Origin of the sequence: Bacillus sp. BF2-3 (assembly GCF_008368795.1) — a bacterium.
In the GTDB taxonomy this organism is placed as follows: domain Bacteria; phylum Bacillota; class Bacilli; order Bacillales; family Bacillaceae_G; genus Bacillus_A; species Bacillus_A cereus.
Genome location: NZ_QOSA01000049.1, coordinates 36,684 through 51,217, shown reverse-complemented (window position 1 = coordinate 51,217; position 14,534 = coordinate 36,684). Strand labels below are relative to the sequence as shown.

The window sequence follows — 14,534 nt, the reverse complement described above, 5'->3', positions numbered from 1 at the left end:
AAATCTAACTAGACTTACAAAGGGAGGAATTGGAACATGAAATTAGGCATTGTAATTTTTCCATCTAAAATGATTCAAGATAAAGCGAACGGATTGCGTAAACGTTATGACCCGCACTACGCATTAGTTCCGCCACATATTACATTGAAAACACCCTTTGAGACGCAAGATGAACAATTAGAGTCGATTGTAAACGAGTTACATACAATCGCAAGTAAAACGAACCCTTTCACCCTTCATGTTGGGAAAGTTGGTTCTTTCGCACCTGTTAATAACGTCCTTTACTTTAAAGTAGAAAAAACACCTGAACTTACTTTCTTAAATGAAGAAATGCATAGCGGGTTATTCACGCAAGAACGCGAATATGCTTTCGTACCTCATTTAACAATCGGACAAGGCTTATCAGATGCAGAGCATGCTGATGTGTTGGGCCGATTACGTATGAAAGATTTCTATTACGAACAACCAATTGATCGTTTCCATCTTCTATATCAATTAGAAAATGGAACATGGACTGTACACGAAACATTCCGTCTTGGAAAGGGGAACAACTAATTTGCACGCACAGATTGTACAAACGGACGAACAACTAAGAGATGCATTCTCTGTACGTAAACAAGTGTTTGTAAATGAACAACGTGTCTCTGCTGAAGAAGAGTACGATGAGTTTGAAGAAACTTCAACACACGTTGTTATATATGACAATGATGTTCCAGTTGGTGCTGGACGTTTTCGCATCCTTGATGGTATAGGAAAAATGGAACGCATTTGCGTGCTAAATTCCCATCGCAAAAAAGGGATTGGAAAAATTGTTATGGATTCTCTTGAAGCGTATGCAAAAGAAAATTCGCTACCAAAATTGAAACTTCACGCTCAAACACATGCTGAAGATTTCTATAAAAAACTTGGATATGTAACAAGTTCTGATGTATTTATGGAAGCAAATATCCCGCACGTCGTAATGATAAAAAAATTGTAATTTGAAAACAGGAGGTAACCCCTCCTGTTTTTTTACATTGCTATTTTCTTTTTCTTCCGCTAAAGTTAAATGTTGATGCTATAGTTTTGAAGGTGAACATATGACACAAGAAAAATTTTCACAAAAATCGTTAACACACGCTGATATTCCGCGTGCGACATATCATATTCCGAAAACATCTACCCATTTAATTATGGAAGAAGATGTAGATGCGGCTTATTTCCGCGCTCTTGAACAACAAAATGTTTTTTTAAACGAAAAACAATTAGAAGCCGTGCGCACAACAGAAGGTCCTGTTCTTACACTAGCTGGTGCTGGAAGCGGGAAAACATCTGTTTTAACAACTCGCGTTGGTTATTTAGTAAATGTAAAACAAGTTCATCCACGAAATATTTTATTACTTACATTTACACAAAAAGCAGCTGAAGAAATACGAAGTCGTGTTGCGAAGTTACCAGGCATGAATCATGCAGCAAGTAGCTACGTAGTTGCTGGTACATTCCACTCTGTTTTCTTAAAATTGCTTCGTAGCCAAGGGTATAATCAGCAAATTTTAGCAAATGAAAAACATAAACAAATTATGATAAAGAAAATCTTAAAAGAATTGCGTTTAAAAGACGATTATGATGCGGAAACGATGCTCGCGATGATTTCACTTGAGAAAAACAAATTAAATCGTCCGAAAGATGTAAAAGCGAAAACACCAGTCGAACAAGAATTTAAAGAAGTATACGAACGTTTTGAAGAGGTAAAACAAAGATACAATTATATTGATTTCGATGACATCTTATTGGAAACATATTATATGTTAGAAAATAATGCTCCTTTACTAACTCAATTACAACAACGGTTTCACTACATTGAAGTCGATGAGTTTCAAGATACATCCTATGCACAATATGAAATTGTAAAATTGTTAGCCACGCCAAGAAATAATTTGTTCATCGCAGGTGATGATGATCAAGCAATTTATGGTTGGCGAGGGGCAAGTCACCAAATTATTTTATCTTTTCCAAAAGAATTTGATAACACAACAATCATTGCACTAAATACGAATTATCGATCCAATCCCTTTATCGTCGGGCTTGGAAATGAAGTTATAAAATTAAATCAAGAACGTTTTGATAAAGAGCTATACTCTGTTCGTGAGGAAGGTGTACAACCTTTTTATGCAAGACCTGCTACGACTCTTGACGAAGCAAATCAAATTTTGCAGCTTATTCAAGAAAAAGTAGAGAGTGGTGAACGTAACTTTAAAGATTTTTGTTTACTGTATCGTACACATTCTGTAAGTCGTTCGTTACTTGATCAGCTTACCATTCATAAAATCCCGTTTATTAAACACGGGGCGAGCCAATCATTTTATGAACATTCTTTAATCAAGCCTGTATTAGATCATTTAAGACTCGTGATTGAGCCGTTTCGACTAGAATCACTTTCAAACATATTGCCGACGATGTATATCGGACGTGATGATTGTATTTCATTTATTGAACGTGAACAATGGAAATATGGTGAGGGACGCTTCCCTTCTCTTCTTCATTTCTTACTATTAAATCCAAGCTTAAAACCTTTTCAAGTGAAAAAGGTAAATGAGCGCATCGATTTTATTAAGTTTATTAAAGAATTAGAACCGAAAAAAGCATTAAAAGAAATCATTCATGGTAAAGGAAAATATTTAGAGTACTTACAAAGTAACGATCGTTCTTCCTTTACGATGCATAAAGACATACAAGAAGAAATGTTGGAAGAATTAATGGAGTCTGCAACTCGTTTCACCGATATTCCAGCTTATTTACAATTTATCGACGAGGCGATTCAAGGTCAAAAAGAAATGGAAGCATTAAAAACAATGCCGCAAAAAGATGCCGTTTCACTTATGTCAATCCATAACGCAAAAGGCCTTGAATTTCCATGTGTCTTTTTACTTGGAGCAAGTGATGGAATCCTGCCTCATACTTCTTCTTTAAAAGATGCAAATGATCGTGTTACGGAAACTTCTGAAGCGTTAGAAGAAGAACGCCGATTACTGTATGTCGCCATTACACGTGCGAAAGAAGAACTTTATATTTCTTCTCCGCAATTTTTCAGAGGAAAGAAATTAGATATATCTCGTTTTTTATATACTGTGCGAAAAGATTTACCTGAAAAGACATCCACTAAATAAGGATGTCTTTTTTTATATCACGTTATGTACATCCCTCCTATATAAATTCCTTGTTTTTATCGTGAGAATTAACGTAATATCAGCCATATTCCACTCATATTGTAATAGTGTATGTCAGAACTCACGAGAAGGAGTGAACATAATGAGCTGCAATTGTAATGAAGATCATCAACATGAGTGTGATTTCAACTGTGTATCGAATGTTGTTCGTTTTATACATGAACTACAAGAATGTGCAACGACAACATGTGGATCTGGTTGCGAAGTTCCATTTTTAGGTGCACATAACAATGCATCAGTAGCGAATACACGTCCTTTTATTTTATACACAAAAACTGGAGAACCTTTTGAAGCATTTGCACCATCTTCAAGCCTTACTAGTTGCCGTTCTCCCATTTTCCGCGTAGAAAGTATAGATGATGATGACTGTGCTGTATTGCGTGTATTAACTGTAGTTTTAGGTGATGGTACCGCTGTACCACCTGGTGACGACCCAATCTGTACGTTTTTAGCTGTACCAAATGCAAGACTAATATCAACCTCCACTTGCATTACTGTTGATTTAAGTTGCTTCTGCGCTATTCAATGCTTACGCGATGTTTCTATTTAAAACTAAATAATGAGTTAAGCATGGATTGGGTGGCAGATAATTCTGCCACCCAATCCATGCTTAACGAGTATTCTTATGTAAATTTCTTAAACTTGGGCGCTATTCAATGCTTACGCGATGTTTCTATTTAAAACTAAATAATGAGTTAAGCATGGATTGGGTGGCAGATCCACCCAATCCATGCTTAACGAGTATTCTTATGTAAATTTCTTAAAATTGGGAACTTGTCTAGAACATAGAACCTGTCCTTTTCATTAACTGAAAGTAGAAACAGATAAAGGAGTGAAAAACATGTTCTCTTCTGATTGCGAATTTACTAAAATCGATTGCGAGGCGAAGCCAGCTAGTACACTACCTGCCTTTGGTTTTGCTTTCAACGCGTCTGCACCTCAGTTTGCTTCACTATTTACACCACTATTATTACCTAGCGTAAGTCCAAACCCAAATATTACTGTTCCTGTAATAAATGATACAGTAAGTGTCGGAGATGGCATTCGAATTCTACGAGCTGGTATTTATCAAATCAGTTATACATTAACAATTAGTCTTGATAACTCACCTGTTGCACCAGAAGCTGGTCGTTTCTTCTTATCATTAAATACACCAGCTAATATTATTCCTGGATCAGGTACAGCAGTTCGTTCTAACGTTATTGGTACTGGTGAAGTAGACGTATCCAGCGGTGTTATTCTTATTAACTTAAATCCTGGTGACTTAATTCAAATTGTGCCAGTTCAGTTAATTGGAACTGTAGACATTCGTGCTGCAGCATTAACAGTTGCACAAATTAGCTAGTAAAAAGCGGTATTTCTAATACAGAAATACCGCTTTTTATATATAATAAAAAACACTCACAGTAGCATGAGTGTTTCATTCTTCATATTGTTTTATTGTGTTCTTCTTTTTCCCACAATTGCATCCCTTTTTCTTCACAAATCCTTGTTGTTGTAATTGTTCTTGATATGCCTGTTGTTGTGCTTGGTGTTGTTGCTGTATATGATACCACTGCTGCAGGTCATATGAATTTTGCCTTGGATTATTGCTCACAGCAAACATCTCCTCTACTGTCAATTCTGTCTATTTACTATATGAACAACTCTTTATTTCCGTTCCCTCATTCTTTTAAACTCCGCTTTTTCTCGTATTATGAAAATATATTATTCTCCCATAAAATATCCTGTAATTGTTTCAATGATGGCTGCCGCTCCTGCAATAGCTAATAATGCAAGTAACGGTTCCGCAACGATAGGGATCCAATTATATAAGACTAATAAAAAAGCACTAACCCATACACCTGTACACCAATAACAGCTTAACAATTCGCCAATCCACTTTCTTAATCCATTACCTTTCACTTTTGTAAACGTTGATACACTTCCATCCGGCTCCGTAATCTCTAATTCATCAATAAATGGTCTTCGCAAAAAAGCTGTAATTTTATCATAAACAATTAAACGAGTGAGCCTAAAAGCAGCTAACGCAAAAATAAAAAATAAAAGCCAGCTTGTAAACAGCATAATTCCACCTTCCCTTATCCTCTTTCGCCTATTTAAAAAAAAAGGTCTTGAGATTGTGACCAAATCTCCTCGACTCCAATATCTTATTAATGTAAATACAAACAAGAAGATAAGGAGTGACATTAATGAGTTGTAACGAAAATAAACACCATGGCTCTTCTCATTGTGTAGTTGACGTTGTAAAATTCATCAATGAATTACAAGATTGTTCTACAACAACATGTGGATCTGGTTGTGAAATCCCATTCTTAGGTGCACACAATACTGCATCAGTAGCGAATACACGCCCTTTTATTTTATACACAAAAACTGGAGATCCTTTTGAAGCATTTGCACCATCTTCAAGCCTTACTAGCTGCAGATCTCCCATTTTCCGTGTGGAAAGTGTAGATGATGATAGCTGTGCTGTACTACGTGTATTAAGTGTAGTATTAGGTGATAGCTCTCCTGTACCACCTACTGATGACCCAATTTGTACGTTTTTAGCTGTACCAAATGCAAGACTAGTATCAACATCTACTTGCATTACTGTTGATTTAAGCTGTTTCTGTGCGATTCAATGCTTACGCGACGTTACTATCTAATAAGTGAAGTAAACTAAAAAACTATTGGGGTGGTAGAAAGTTTCTACCACCTTTACATATTTAAAAGCCGGCCATACTAATCGATTGGATATCATCTATAGACAACCTAATATCTCTCATACTATTTTGCGGCATAATAGATACAATGCCATTACGATACGATATGATCGATCCAACATAAGAAACTGTAGCTGTTTTTATTCTGCACCTTACTTTCGGAATATAATGAGGGCGGTTTAGTAAAAAATGAATTTTTTCATCATTATTCATATCCTTAAATGATTTATTATGTGGGACGGTTCTTACTGGTTCTTGTTCTTGCTCTTCTTGTTCTGCATGCTCTTCTTTTTCCTCTTCTTCTATTTTCCCTTCCACTTGCTGTTCTTCTTGTTGTTCTTGTTCTATTACCTCTTCCACAGCACTACTTACAACATTTTCCTGTATGTTACTTTTTTCTTTTTGATCTTCATTTTCAAAGTTTGTCAGGATAATCCTTTTTATTTTCGGTGCAGCAAGTTCTAAACTTACTTGCGTGATATATAACAACGGTTTTCCAACTGTTGAACTTTTATTTTTATTCTTCACACTCGTCCCTCCCACTTCCATACGTAGCTAAATAAATCGTGTACTATTATAGTTATATTCATCACCTGATAAGAACTTTCGTTAAAAATCGTTCTTTCTCAGAACAAATAAAAAGGACAATCTCATCATTTAGAGATTGTCCTTTAAAATTTAATATTATATTTATCCTAGGATATGATACCCTGAATCAACGTGAATGTTTTCTCCTGTTACACCGCGAGCTAAATCACTGAATAGGAATACTGCTGTATCGCCAACTTCTTCTTGCGTTGTTGTACGACGAAGTGGTGCGCGCTCCTCAATTTCTCTTAAGATTGAGTTGAAATCGCCTACACCTTTTGCAGATAACGTACGAATTGGTCCTGCAGAAATAGCGTTAACACGAATACCGTGTTGACCTAAATCGTTCGCTAAATATTTCACGCTCGCTTCTAATGAAGCTTTCGCAACACCCATAACGTTATAATTTTTCACAACGCGCTCGCCGCCAAGGTATGTTAACGTTAAAATATTTCCGCCTTCTGTCATTACTTTTTTTGCTTCTCTTGCTACAGCTGTTAAAGAGAATGCACTAATATTTTGTGCAAGTAAAAATCCATCGCGAGAAGTATCTACAAATTCACCTTTTAAGTCATCGCGATTTGCAAAAGCAATACAATGTGCTACACCGTGAATAGTACCTACTTCTTGTTTAATTGTTTCAAAGCAAGCTGTAAGTTCCTCATCATTCGTTACATCACAAGGTAATACAAGTGATTCTTGTCCTTCTAATGTGTCCGCTAATTCACGAACGTTTCTTTCTAAACGTTCTCCTGCATATGTGAATATTAATTTTGCACCTGCATTATGCAAAGAGCGAGCTATTCCCCATGCAATACTTCTTTGGTTCGCAACGCCCATAACAACAAATGTTTTCCCTTGTAATAGTTCCATGATATATCCTCCCAGAAATACTTATACTTGTTATTAGTACCTGATACTATAATTATAGTACCATAAAACCGCTTAAAGGCAAACAAAAAAGTCATTAACAGAAATTTGTTAATGACTTTTGGTTTCTATAAAAAACCGCTCTAATCCTTCTTCCCAAGACGGCATTTGTGAAAAACCATTTAATCTTAGCATGTTATGTTGAAAAATAGAATATTTGGGCCTCGCAGCCGCAGCCCCGAATTCTTCCGTTGAAACAGGTAATACATTCACTTTCATATTGGCGTACGAAAATATCTTTTGTGCAAATTCAAACCAAGAGCATGAGCCTCTGTTTGATACGTGGTATGTACCGTATAAAGAAGTATGAATGAGCTTATTAATAACCATATTCAAATCCGCCACATACGTAGGAGAGCCAACTTGATCCGCTACAACAGATATTTCATCTCTTTCTTTTCCTAATCGCATCATCGTTTTCACGAAATTATTCCCATATTTACCATATAGCCACGATGTGCGAACGATAAAATATTTATTATGTAACTCTTTGACGAACTGCTCCCCCGCATACTTAGAGGCCCCATATATATTTATCGGCGCTGGACTATGAAATTCGTCGTATCCATCTGGTCTGGCGCCTTGAAATACATAATCAGTACTAATATAAACTAGCTTCGCCCCTACTAATTGTGAAGCAACCGCTACATTTCGAGCTCCGATTGCATTTATTCTATATGCAAGATCCTGTTCTTTCTCCGCATGATCTACTTTCGTATAGGCAGCACAATGAATAATTATATGTGGTTTTATTTCTTGTACCACTTGTTGTATTCGGGATATATTTGTCACATCTAATAACTTTTTATCAAATGGATATATATCATATTCTTCAGAGTCTAACTCTTCAAATAGTTGCTTTCCTAATTGACCGTTTGCTCCTGTTATGATAACCCTCTCTTTCATTTAACATGCCCCTTACTAATCTTTTAGTGGTTTCCACCATTCCTTATTCTTTTCATACCATTTCACCGTCTCTTGTAATCCTTGTTCAAACGTATATTTCGGTTCCCAATCAAATTCATTCTTCATTTTCTCTGCATCAATCGCATAACGACGATCGTGCCCTAAACGATCTGTAACATATTCAATGTCTTTTTTTGTTTTTCCTAAAAGAGTAATAATTTGTTCCACAACTTCTACATTTGTTTTTTCATTATTTCCACCTATATTATATACTTCTCCGACACGTCCCTTATGCAAAACAACGTCAATCGCACTGCAATGATCCGTTACATGTAACCAATCTCTTACATTTAAACCATCACCATATAACGGTAGTTTTTTTCCTTCTAGTGCATTCGTAACCATTAATGGAATTAATTTTTCAGGATACTGGTACGGTCCATAATTGTTAGAACAACGCGTTACTATAACCGGTAATTGATATGTTTTATAGTAAGATAGAGCTATCATGTCCGCGCTCGCCTTACTTGAAGAATATGGACTATTTGGAGCTAACGGCGTTTTCTCTGTGAACTTCCCTGTTTTTCCTAAAGAGCCATACACTTCATCCGTTGATACTTGCACAAGTTTTATATGCGAATATTTTTTAACTAGTTCTAATAAAGTGACCGTCCCAATTACATTTGTATCATAAAAAGGAATCGGATTTTCAATACTACGGTCCACATGTGATTCAGCTGCAAAATTTACAATCACTTGTACGTCCCGCTCTTTTATAACGTGTTCTAATAGCTCTCCATTTTGAATTTCTCCCTTTACAAAAGAGTAATTCGGGTGATCCAGAAGAGATTTTACGTTATTTAAATTCCCGCTATATGTTAATGCATCGTAATTAATAATTTTATATGTTTCATAACTTTGTAGCATGTAATGAACGAAATTACTTCCAATAAATCCAGCCCCACCTGTTACTAATATATTCATAAACAACGCTCCTACTTAAAAACTATCTTCATATTCCTCTAATAATGGTAATATCTGATCCTTATCGGACAATATAGGATCGGTTACTGGCCAAGGAATTGCTAAATCTTTATCTTCCCAAAGTAATCCTGAGTCATGCTCTGCGCTATAATATTCATCTACTTTATACATAACGATAGTATGCGGAACAAGCGTGCAAAATCCATGCGCAAACCCTTTTGGCACTAGTAATTGCCGATGGTTATCTGCACTTAAAATATATCCTTTCCATTGTTTAAATGTTGGTGATTTTTTTCGTAAATCAACGATAACATCATAAATTGCCCCTTGCATAACTTGAATGAGTTTCGTTTGTGCTTTCGGTTTTTTTTGAAAGTGTAGTCCCCGAATCGTTCCTGCCTTAGCCGAATAAGATACGTTATCCTGTACAAATGAATACGTTATCCCTAATGTTTCTAGCACCTGCTTATTATAACTCTCTGAAAAAAAGCCACGCTCGTCTCCAAACAACCTCGGTTCTAACAATTTTGCATCGGTAAAATTTGTTTCTACAACTTTCATATTCTCACCTATTCTCCGTTAAACTGTTTCCCAAAATTAATATCACGCGCTAACGTATTCGCCTTTTGAAGCGAAGCATGAGTTCCCGCATCAGTCCACCAACCGCTCATTTCATTATAAGTAAGTATCCCTCGTTTTAAATACCAATTATTTATATCTGTAATTTCAAGTTCTCCCCGCGCAGAAGGTTTTAATTCTTTAATATAAGAAAAGACTTTCGAATCATACAAATAAATTCCCGTAACCGCATAAGAACTTTTCGGCTCTTTCGGCTTTTCTTCAATTTCAACTATTTTTCGGTTTTGAATATGTGCTACGCCAAATCTTTCGGGATCTTCTACAGATTGCAATAGCACTTTCGCACCTTCTTCTTGATTTGCAAACTCTTCAACATACGGAAGAATATCATCTGAAAAAATATTATCCCCTAATATAACTACCATACGATCATTCCCGACGAAATCTTCACAAAGCCCTAACGCCTGTGCGATCCCGCCCGCTTTATCTTGCACACGATACGTAAAGGAAACCCCAAATTCATGACCACTCCCTAAAAAGCTAACAACATCCCCCATATGCTCTTTACCTGTAATAATCATAATATCTGTAATATCGCATTGTTTTAGCTTATATACCGCATGATAAATCATTGGATACCGACCAACAGGAAGTAAATGTTTATTCGTTACTTTCGTTATTGGATATAATCTCGATCCAGTACCACCTGCTAAAATAATTCCTTTCACTTTGCATCTCTCCTTTATGATGGAGATAATATATCTTTGTAATGTTCTACAAACACTTTCCGGTACTTCTCATATGTATCCGCATCAAACTCATCCCCGTTGTAATGAATACACCATAAATTTGCTTGATTTGGGATACCAATTAAATAACCAGCCCTTTGAAACTCTAAAGACTGTGACACATCATAAAAGTGAAACCCTTGAAATAAATCTTCTCGCCACGGAATATCATACTGCGTTGCCATGAATAAGCCATCAATTGCCTGAACTGACAAAAATGGTTGATTACCATAAAAAACCTGATCTAAATTTAATAATTGATAATTCCGTCTTCTATACTCAATCACTTTCCCTACTAAATTTTTTCCTTCCCACCATATCCCGTTATTCGGTAAAAACTGAGCCCCAGCGACTCCTATTAAACCAAGCTTTTCATTTTCTTTAAAAAGAGATATAAGTGCAGAAAACATGTCTCGATTAATAAGATATGTATCTTGATGTATATACACTTTGTATTTCGCTGGATATGAAAGGGCTCGGTTGTATGCACTTGCCATACTTTGTGCATCTCGTATCGGAAAAATTTGCACGACATAACCTGGGGGAACAAAAATGTTTCTTATTTGGCTCTCACATTGTTTGAAAAGCTCCTCATTATTTACACAAACAACGACTAATATTGTATGATCTTTCATTTTTGTCCCCCCTTTTATTCTTCCTTATTTACATCTGACATATATTGTTCCACAAATATTTTCCGATACTTTTCATAGTTCGTCATATTCACATCAAAATGATAATGGATACACCAAGCATCGCGCTGTACAGGTACACCAACTGTATATCCTGCTTTTCTAAATTCAAATGATTGAGATACATCATAAAAATCAAATCCGTCAAATAAGTCTTCTCGCCACGGAACATCATATTGTGTGGCCATTAATAAACCATCAATACATTCTACAGGAATAAATGTTTTTGATTCATGATACGGTTGTTCTAAACTTGCCATATAAAACAAATCATTCATATAACCAATGACTTTCCCTACAATTCCACGCCCTTCGTTCCATACGCCAGTCGGAGGAACATATTGCGCTCCAACCATCCCAATCATCCCAAGGTTTTCATGTTTCTCAAATAATTGAAGTAATCCGTATAAAAAAGCCCTATTTATAATAAAAACATCTTGATGTAAATACACTTTATACTTCGCTGGATGCGAAATGGCTTGATTGTATCCACTCGTCATACTTTTCGCATTTCGAATCGGCATAAATTGGACAATATACCCTGGCGGTACTAACAATTGCAATATATGTCGCACGCAGTTTGCATACAATTTCCGATCATTTATACATGTAACAAATAATATTGTTTTGTCTGCAGCACTCATAATTGTGATTTTTCAGCTTCAATAATATACTGAAATACAACTGTCTCAGCCATGAAGCCACTTCCAAGACGATATTTTTTACAAATTCCATATAACTCCTCAATAAGCGGCTCATACATTTTATGATCAACATATACACGATCTACTTTACTAATTGAATATCCTGCTTTTAAAAACATTCTTAGCATTTCATTGAATGTAAAGAAACGAATATGTGTTTTATCTAATAAACCATATTCTGTATACGTCCAATTTCCAGCAAGTAAGGGAGCTAATACTGAAATATGAGCAACGTTTGGTATACTTGCTAAAATCACACCATTTTGCTTTATATATGGCTTAACCTTTTCAATCACAGCCCACGGATCAAATAAATGCTCTAATACATCCCCAAATAGGACGCAATCAAATTGCCCCTCCTCATAAGGAAGATCTATTTTTTCTATATCCCCTAAAATAACATGATCTAGTCTTTCTTTCGCTTTTTCTGCCGCCTCTGGAAATGCCTCTATTCCTGATACACGTGTACCGTTTTCTTTAATAGCTGCTCCCAATGCACCGCTCGAACAACCAATATCAAGAACTTCTTTCCATTCCTTTTTTATATGCTTTAATAAATTCGGATTCGCTGCATTATAATAATGCTCGGATTTTTCTTCATATAAAGAACTTTTTTCGCGATTCATTTCACACACTCCTTATGCAAATTGAATTAGAAATATAAATCTCATATGAATTCTATAAAGTGCAGATTTTGTTCATCCCCCAATGATTATTAGCCCGCAAATAGCAGTATAAAATCTTTTATTTATATTGGTTACGTTACTGATACTCTAATATATAACCAATCTATTAGAGTTAGAATAGCGATAAATCATTTCTAAAAAACGAAACCTATTACACTTTATATGGTTTATCAAAAACTCCCCGAAAATATTTACGGTTATATTCAATTGCAGCATTATTCGGAACATAAGAAGCTGCTAATTCATTGTAATAATACGCTTTATCCTGCTCCCCTAACCTGCTATAACAAATACACATTTGTAAATAGGGTAGCCATGTGTAGCTAGCTGGACTATGGAAAGGACTTTCCGTTGCCATTGGTACTTCCGTAGCAAGTTTAAACCAAAATATCGCTTCATTATATTTTTCTTGTTCCATATATATATATCCTATTCTTGTACAATTCTCTCCTCTAGGGACGTCATACCGAAACGACTTCACACAAGATTCGATTGCCTTCTCCCACATTCCGAGCTTTGCATAGCAATCTCCTAACTTACCACATGCATAAATTTTCTCTTCATACCATCCTTCGTCTTGATTAAGAAATGTTTCATATAGAAGAACTGCATCATCGTATTTTTGGTTATCCGTAGATTCATTTGCGTAATAAAATAAATCTCTCGGACTTAATTCTTCACCTGCCGCTACAGTATTTTGAAAAATTTTCAAATTACGATTTGTTACTTTTTTTTCTTTTTTATGTGTAATAGCAACATTACTACTAAAAACCTCACCAGAAATAGCTAAATACTCATGAACCTTTCCAAACCATTGAAATTGTTTTTCACGCTTTACAAGTCGATTTCTTTTTGTACAATATAAAGGTTTCCCGTTAGAATCCATTGCAAGGTGATAAGGCATCGAAACAGCATCAATTTTAGGATCTAATTCTCTTTTTAAAAGTTTCAATGCTTCTTGAGCATCTTCTAATAAGACATCATCTGCATCTAGCCACAATATATACTCTTGCGTCGCTTTTGAAAAAGAAAAATTTCTTGCTGCTGCAAAATCATCAATCCACTGGAAATCATATATGTTAGAAGTATATTTCTCTACGATTTCTTTCGTTCGATCGACGGAACCTGTATCAACTACTATAATTTCATCCACAATTTTTTCAACTGTTTCTAAACAACGGGCTATTGTCTCCTCCTCATCTCGAACAATCATACATAAACTAATTGTAATTCCTTGCTTGTTCAACATAATCACCCTCTTCCAAATCAATCATATGTTATACATATACTAAACTTTCCATTTTTTTAAATTGTTCAAGTAGTTTAAGATTTCTTTTCAATAATTCAAATGTCCGTGTCATTTTCTTTCGGTTTTGCATCTACTATATAATGAACGCTTTATGGAGGTGAATTTATGTCAAATAATAATTATTCAAATGGATTAAATCCCGATGAATCTTTATCAGCTAGTGCATTTGACCCTAATCTTGTAGGACCAACATTACCACCGATACCACCGTTTACCCTTCCGACTGGGCCGACCGGGCCGACTGGACCGACTGGACCTACGGGGCCGACTGTACCTACCGGGCCAACTGGACCAACTGGACCTACGGGGCCGACTGGACCTACGGGGCCGACTGGTGGCACTGGGACTACTGGACCTACGGGGCCGACTGGTGACACTGGGGCTACTGGACTTACGGGGCCGACTGGTGACACTGGGGCTACTGGACCGACGGGGCCGACTGGTGATGGTGGAG

The 14,534-nt window shown here is 36.0% G+C and carries 18 protein-coding genes and 1 pseudogene; 7 read left to right on the top strand and 12 right to left on the bottom strand.

Translation table 11 applies throughout. The features are described from left to right. Positions 1–36 precede the first annotated feature (36 nt). The 5 genes from DN401_RS26690 to exsF all read left to right on the top strand — a co-directional run bounded on the left by DN401_RS26690 (position 37) and on the right by exsF (position 4,551). Positions 37–555 (top strand): YjcG family protein, encoded by a 519-nt coding sequence (locus tag DN401_RS26690; RefSeq protein ID WP_046198577.1) that lies wholly within the window; start codon positions 37–39, stop codon positions 553–555. A gap of 1 nt (position 556) precedes the next feature. Then, positions 557–979 carry a GNAT family N-acetyltransferase gene (locus DN401_RS26685; RefSeq protein ID WP_000543296.1) on the top strand — a complete coding sequence of 141 codons (423 nt, stop codon included), beginning with the start codon at positions 557–559 and terminating at the stop codon, positions 977–979. A gap of 100 nt (positions 980–1,079) precedes the next feature. Next, positions 1,080–3,146, top strand: a complete 2,067-nt coding sequence (locus tag DN401_RS26680) for an ATP-dependent helicase (protein WP_000191204.1) — start codon at positions 1,080–1,082, stop codon at positions 3,144–3,146. 142 nt (positions 3,147–3,288) lie between these two features. After that, positions 3,289–3,756, top strand: a complete 468-nt coding sequence (gene cotY, locus DN401_RS26675; RefSeq protein ID WP_001277719.1) for a spore coat protein CotY — start codon at positions 3,289–3,291, stop codon at positions 3,754–3,756. 291 nt (positions 3,757–4,047) lie between these two features. Continuing rightward, positions 4,048–4,551, top strand: coding sequence for an exosporium protein ExsF (exsF, locus tag DN401_RS26670; protein ID WP_000492939.1), 504 nt, complete (start codon positions 4,048–4,050; stop codon positions 4,549–4,551). A gap of 75 nt (positions 4,552–4,626) precedes the next feature. Here exsF and DN401_RS26665 read toward each other — a convergent pair whose 3' ends face one another. Further along, positions 4,627–4,812 carry a hypothetical protein gene (locus tag DN401_RS26665; protein ID WP_029948404.1) on the bottom strand — a complete coding sequence of 62 codons (186 nt, stop codon included), beginning with the start codon at positions 4,810–4,812 and terminating at the stop codon, positions 4,627–4,629. 101 nt (positions 4,813–4,913) lie between these two features. Next, a complete protein-coding gene (locus DN401_RS26660) occupies positions 4,914–5,273 on the bottom strand; it encodes a DUF1360 domain-containing protein (RefSeq protein ID WP_000899664.1) in 360 nt (119 codons plus the stop codon). 125 nt (positions 5,274–5,398) lie between these two features. Between DN401_RS26660 and exsY the strand changes: the two genes are divergently transcribed. Further along, complete coding sequence (gene exsY, locus DN401_RS26655; protein ID WP_001277738.1) at positions 5,399–5,857, top strand: exosporium assembly protein ExsY; 459 nt, start codon at positions 5,399–5,401, stop codon at positions 5,855–5,857. A 60-nt stretch (positions 5,858–5,917) separates the two neighbouring features. Here the strand turns inward: exsY and DN401_RS26650 are convergent, their stop codons facing one another. The 10 genes from DN401_RS26650 to DN401_RS26605 form a co-directional block, all read right to left on the bottom strand. Beyond that, complete coding sequence (locus DN401_RS26650) at positions 5,918–6,463, bottom strand: spore coat CotO family protein (protein WP_081097594.1); 546 nt, start codon at positions 6,461–6,463, stop codon at positions 5,918–5,920. A 141-nt stretch (positions 6,464–6,604) separates the two neighbouring features. Continuing rightward, on the bottom strand, positions 6,605–7,375 hold the full coding sequence (gene fabI, locus DN401_RS26645) for an enoyl-ACP reductase FabI (protein WP_000421886.1): 771 nt from the start codon (positions 7,373–7,375) through the stop codon (positions 6,605–6,607). A 108-nt stretch (positions 7,376–7,483) separates the two neighbouring features. Next, positions 7,484–8,338: a dTDP-4-dehydrorhamnose reductase gene (gene rfbD / locus DN401_RS26640; protein WP_000664653.1), complete on the bottom strand. Its 855-nt coding sequence runs from the start codon at positions 8,336–8,338 to the stop codon at positions 7,484–7,486. Between the two features lie 15 nt (positions 8,339–8,353). Next, positions 8,354–9,322 carry a dTDP-glucose 4,6-dehydratase gene (gene rfbB / locus DN401_RS26635; protein ID WP_001024160.1) on the bottom strand — a complete coding sequence of 323 codons (969 nt, stop codon included), beginning with the start codon at positions 9,320–9,322 and terminating at the stop codon, positions 8,354–8,356. A gap of 15 nt (positions 9,323–9,337) precedes the next feature. Continuing rightward, positions 9,338–9,883 carry a dTDP-4-dehydrorhamnose 3,5-epimerase gene (gene rfbC, locus DN401_RS26630; protein WP_000869415.1) on the bottom strand — a complete coding sequence of 182 codons (546 nt, stop codon included), beginning with the start codon at positions 9,881–9,883 and terminating at the stop codon, positions 9,338–9,340. Between the two features lie 8 nt (positions 9,884–9,891). Next, complete coding sequence (locus DN401_RS26625) at positions 9,892–10,629, bottom strand: sugar phosphate nucleotidyltransferase (RefSeq protein ID WP_149288055.1); 738 nt, start codon at positions 10,627–10,629, stop codon at positions 9,892–9,894. A gap of 14 nt (positions 10,630–10,643) precedes the next feature. Beyond that, positions 10,644–11,324: a glycosyltransferase family protein gene (locus DN401_RS26620; protein WP_000651521.1), complete on the bottom strand. Its 681-nt coding sequence runs from the start codon at positions 11,322–11,324 to the stop codon at positions 10,644–10,646. 14 nt (positions 11,325–11,338) lie between these two features. Beyond that, positions 11,339–12,025: a glycosyltransferase family protein gene (locus DN401_RS26615; protein WP_149288054.1), complete on the bottom strand. Its 687-nt coding sequence runs from the start codon at positions 12,023–12,025 to the stop codon at positions 11,339–11,341. Continuing rightward, positions 12,022–12,711 carry a class I SAM-dependent methyltransferase gene (locus DN401_RS26610; RefSeq protein WP_001078432.1) on the bottom strand — a complete coding sequence of 230 codons (690 nt, stop codon included), beginning with the start codon at positions 12,709–12,711 and terminating at the stop codon, positions 12,022–12,024. Before DN401_RS26610 ends, DN401_RS26615 begins: the two co-directional genes overlap by 4 nt. Positions 12,712–12,922: 211 nt before the next feature. Continuing rightward, entirely contained in the window at positions 12,923–14,020 is a 1,098-nt protein-coding gene (locus DN401_RS26605; RefSeq protein ID WP_000932913.1) for a glycosyltransferase, read from the bottom strand. A 165-nt stretch (positions 14,021–14,185) separates the two neighbouring features. Here DN401_RS26605 and bclA point away from each other — a divergent pair. Further along, positions 14,186–14,534, top strand: a pseudogene (gene bclA / locus DN401_RS30365) (collagen-like exosporium glycoprotein BclA); the annotation flags it as partial.

Coding starts and splice junctions, on each gene's coding strand:
- DN401_RS26690 (WP_046198577.1), top strand. CDS start 37: ATGAAATTAGGCATTGTAATTTTTCCATCTAAAATGATTCAAGATAAA.
- DN401_RS26680 (WP_000191204.1), top strand. CDS start 1,080: ATGACACAAGAAAAATTTTCACAAAAATCGTTAACACACGCTGATATT.
- cotY (WP_001277719.1), top strand. CDS start 3,289: ATGAGCTGCAATTGTAATGAAGATCATCAACATGAGTGTGATTTCAAC.
- exsF (WP_000492939.1), top strand. CDS start 4,048: ATGTTCTCTTCTGATTGCGAATTTACTAAAATCGATTGCGAGGCGAAG.
- DN401_RS26665 (WP_029948404.1), bottom strand. CDS start 4,812: ATGTTTGCTGTGAGCAATAATCCAAGGCAAAATTCATATGACCTGCAG.
- DN401_RS26660 (WP_000899664.1), bottom strand. CDS start 5,273: ATGCTGTTTACAAGCTGGCTTTTATTTTTTATTTTTGCGTTAGCTGCT.
- exsY (WP_001277738.1), top strand. CDS start 5,399: ATGAGTTGTAACGAAAATAAACACCATGGCTCTTCTCATTGTGTAGTT.
- DN401_RS26650 (WP_081097594.1), bottom strand. CDS start 6,463: ATGGAAGTGGGAGGGACGAGTGTGAAGAATAAAAATAAAAGTTCAACA.
- fabI (WP_000421886.1), bottom strand. CDS start 7,375: ATGGAACTATTACAAGGGAAAACATTTGTTGTTATGGGCGTTGCGAAC.
- rfbD (WP_000664653.1), bottom strand. CDS start 8,338: ATGAAAGAGAGGGTTATCATAACAGGAGCAAACGGTCAATTAGGAAAG.
- rfbB (WP_001024160.1), bottom strand. CDS start 9,322: ATGAATATATTAGTAACAGGTGGGGCTGGATTTATTGGAAGTAATTTC.
- rfbC (WP_000869415.1), bottom strand. CDS start 9,883: ATGAAAGTTGTAGAAACAAATTTTACCGATGCAAAATTGTTAGAACCG.
- DN401_RS26620 (WP_000651521.1), bottom strand. CDS start 11,324: ATGAAAGATCATACAATATTAGTCGTTGTTTGTGTAAATAATGAGGAG.
- DN401_RS26615 (WP_149288054.1), bottom strand. CDS start 12,025: ATGAGTGCTGCAGACAAAACAATATTATTTGTTACATGTATAAATGAT.
- DN401_RS26610 (WP_001078432.1), bottom strand. CDS start 12,711: ATGAATCGCGAAAAAAGTTCTTTATATGAAGAAAAATCCGAGCATTAT.
- DN401_RS26605 (WP_000932913.1), bottom strand. CDS start 14,020: ATGTTGAACAAGCAAGGAATTACAATTAGTTTATGTATGATTGTTCGA.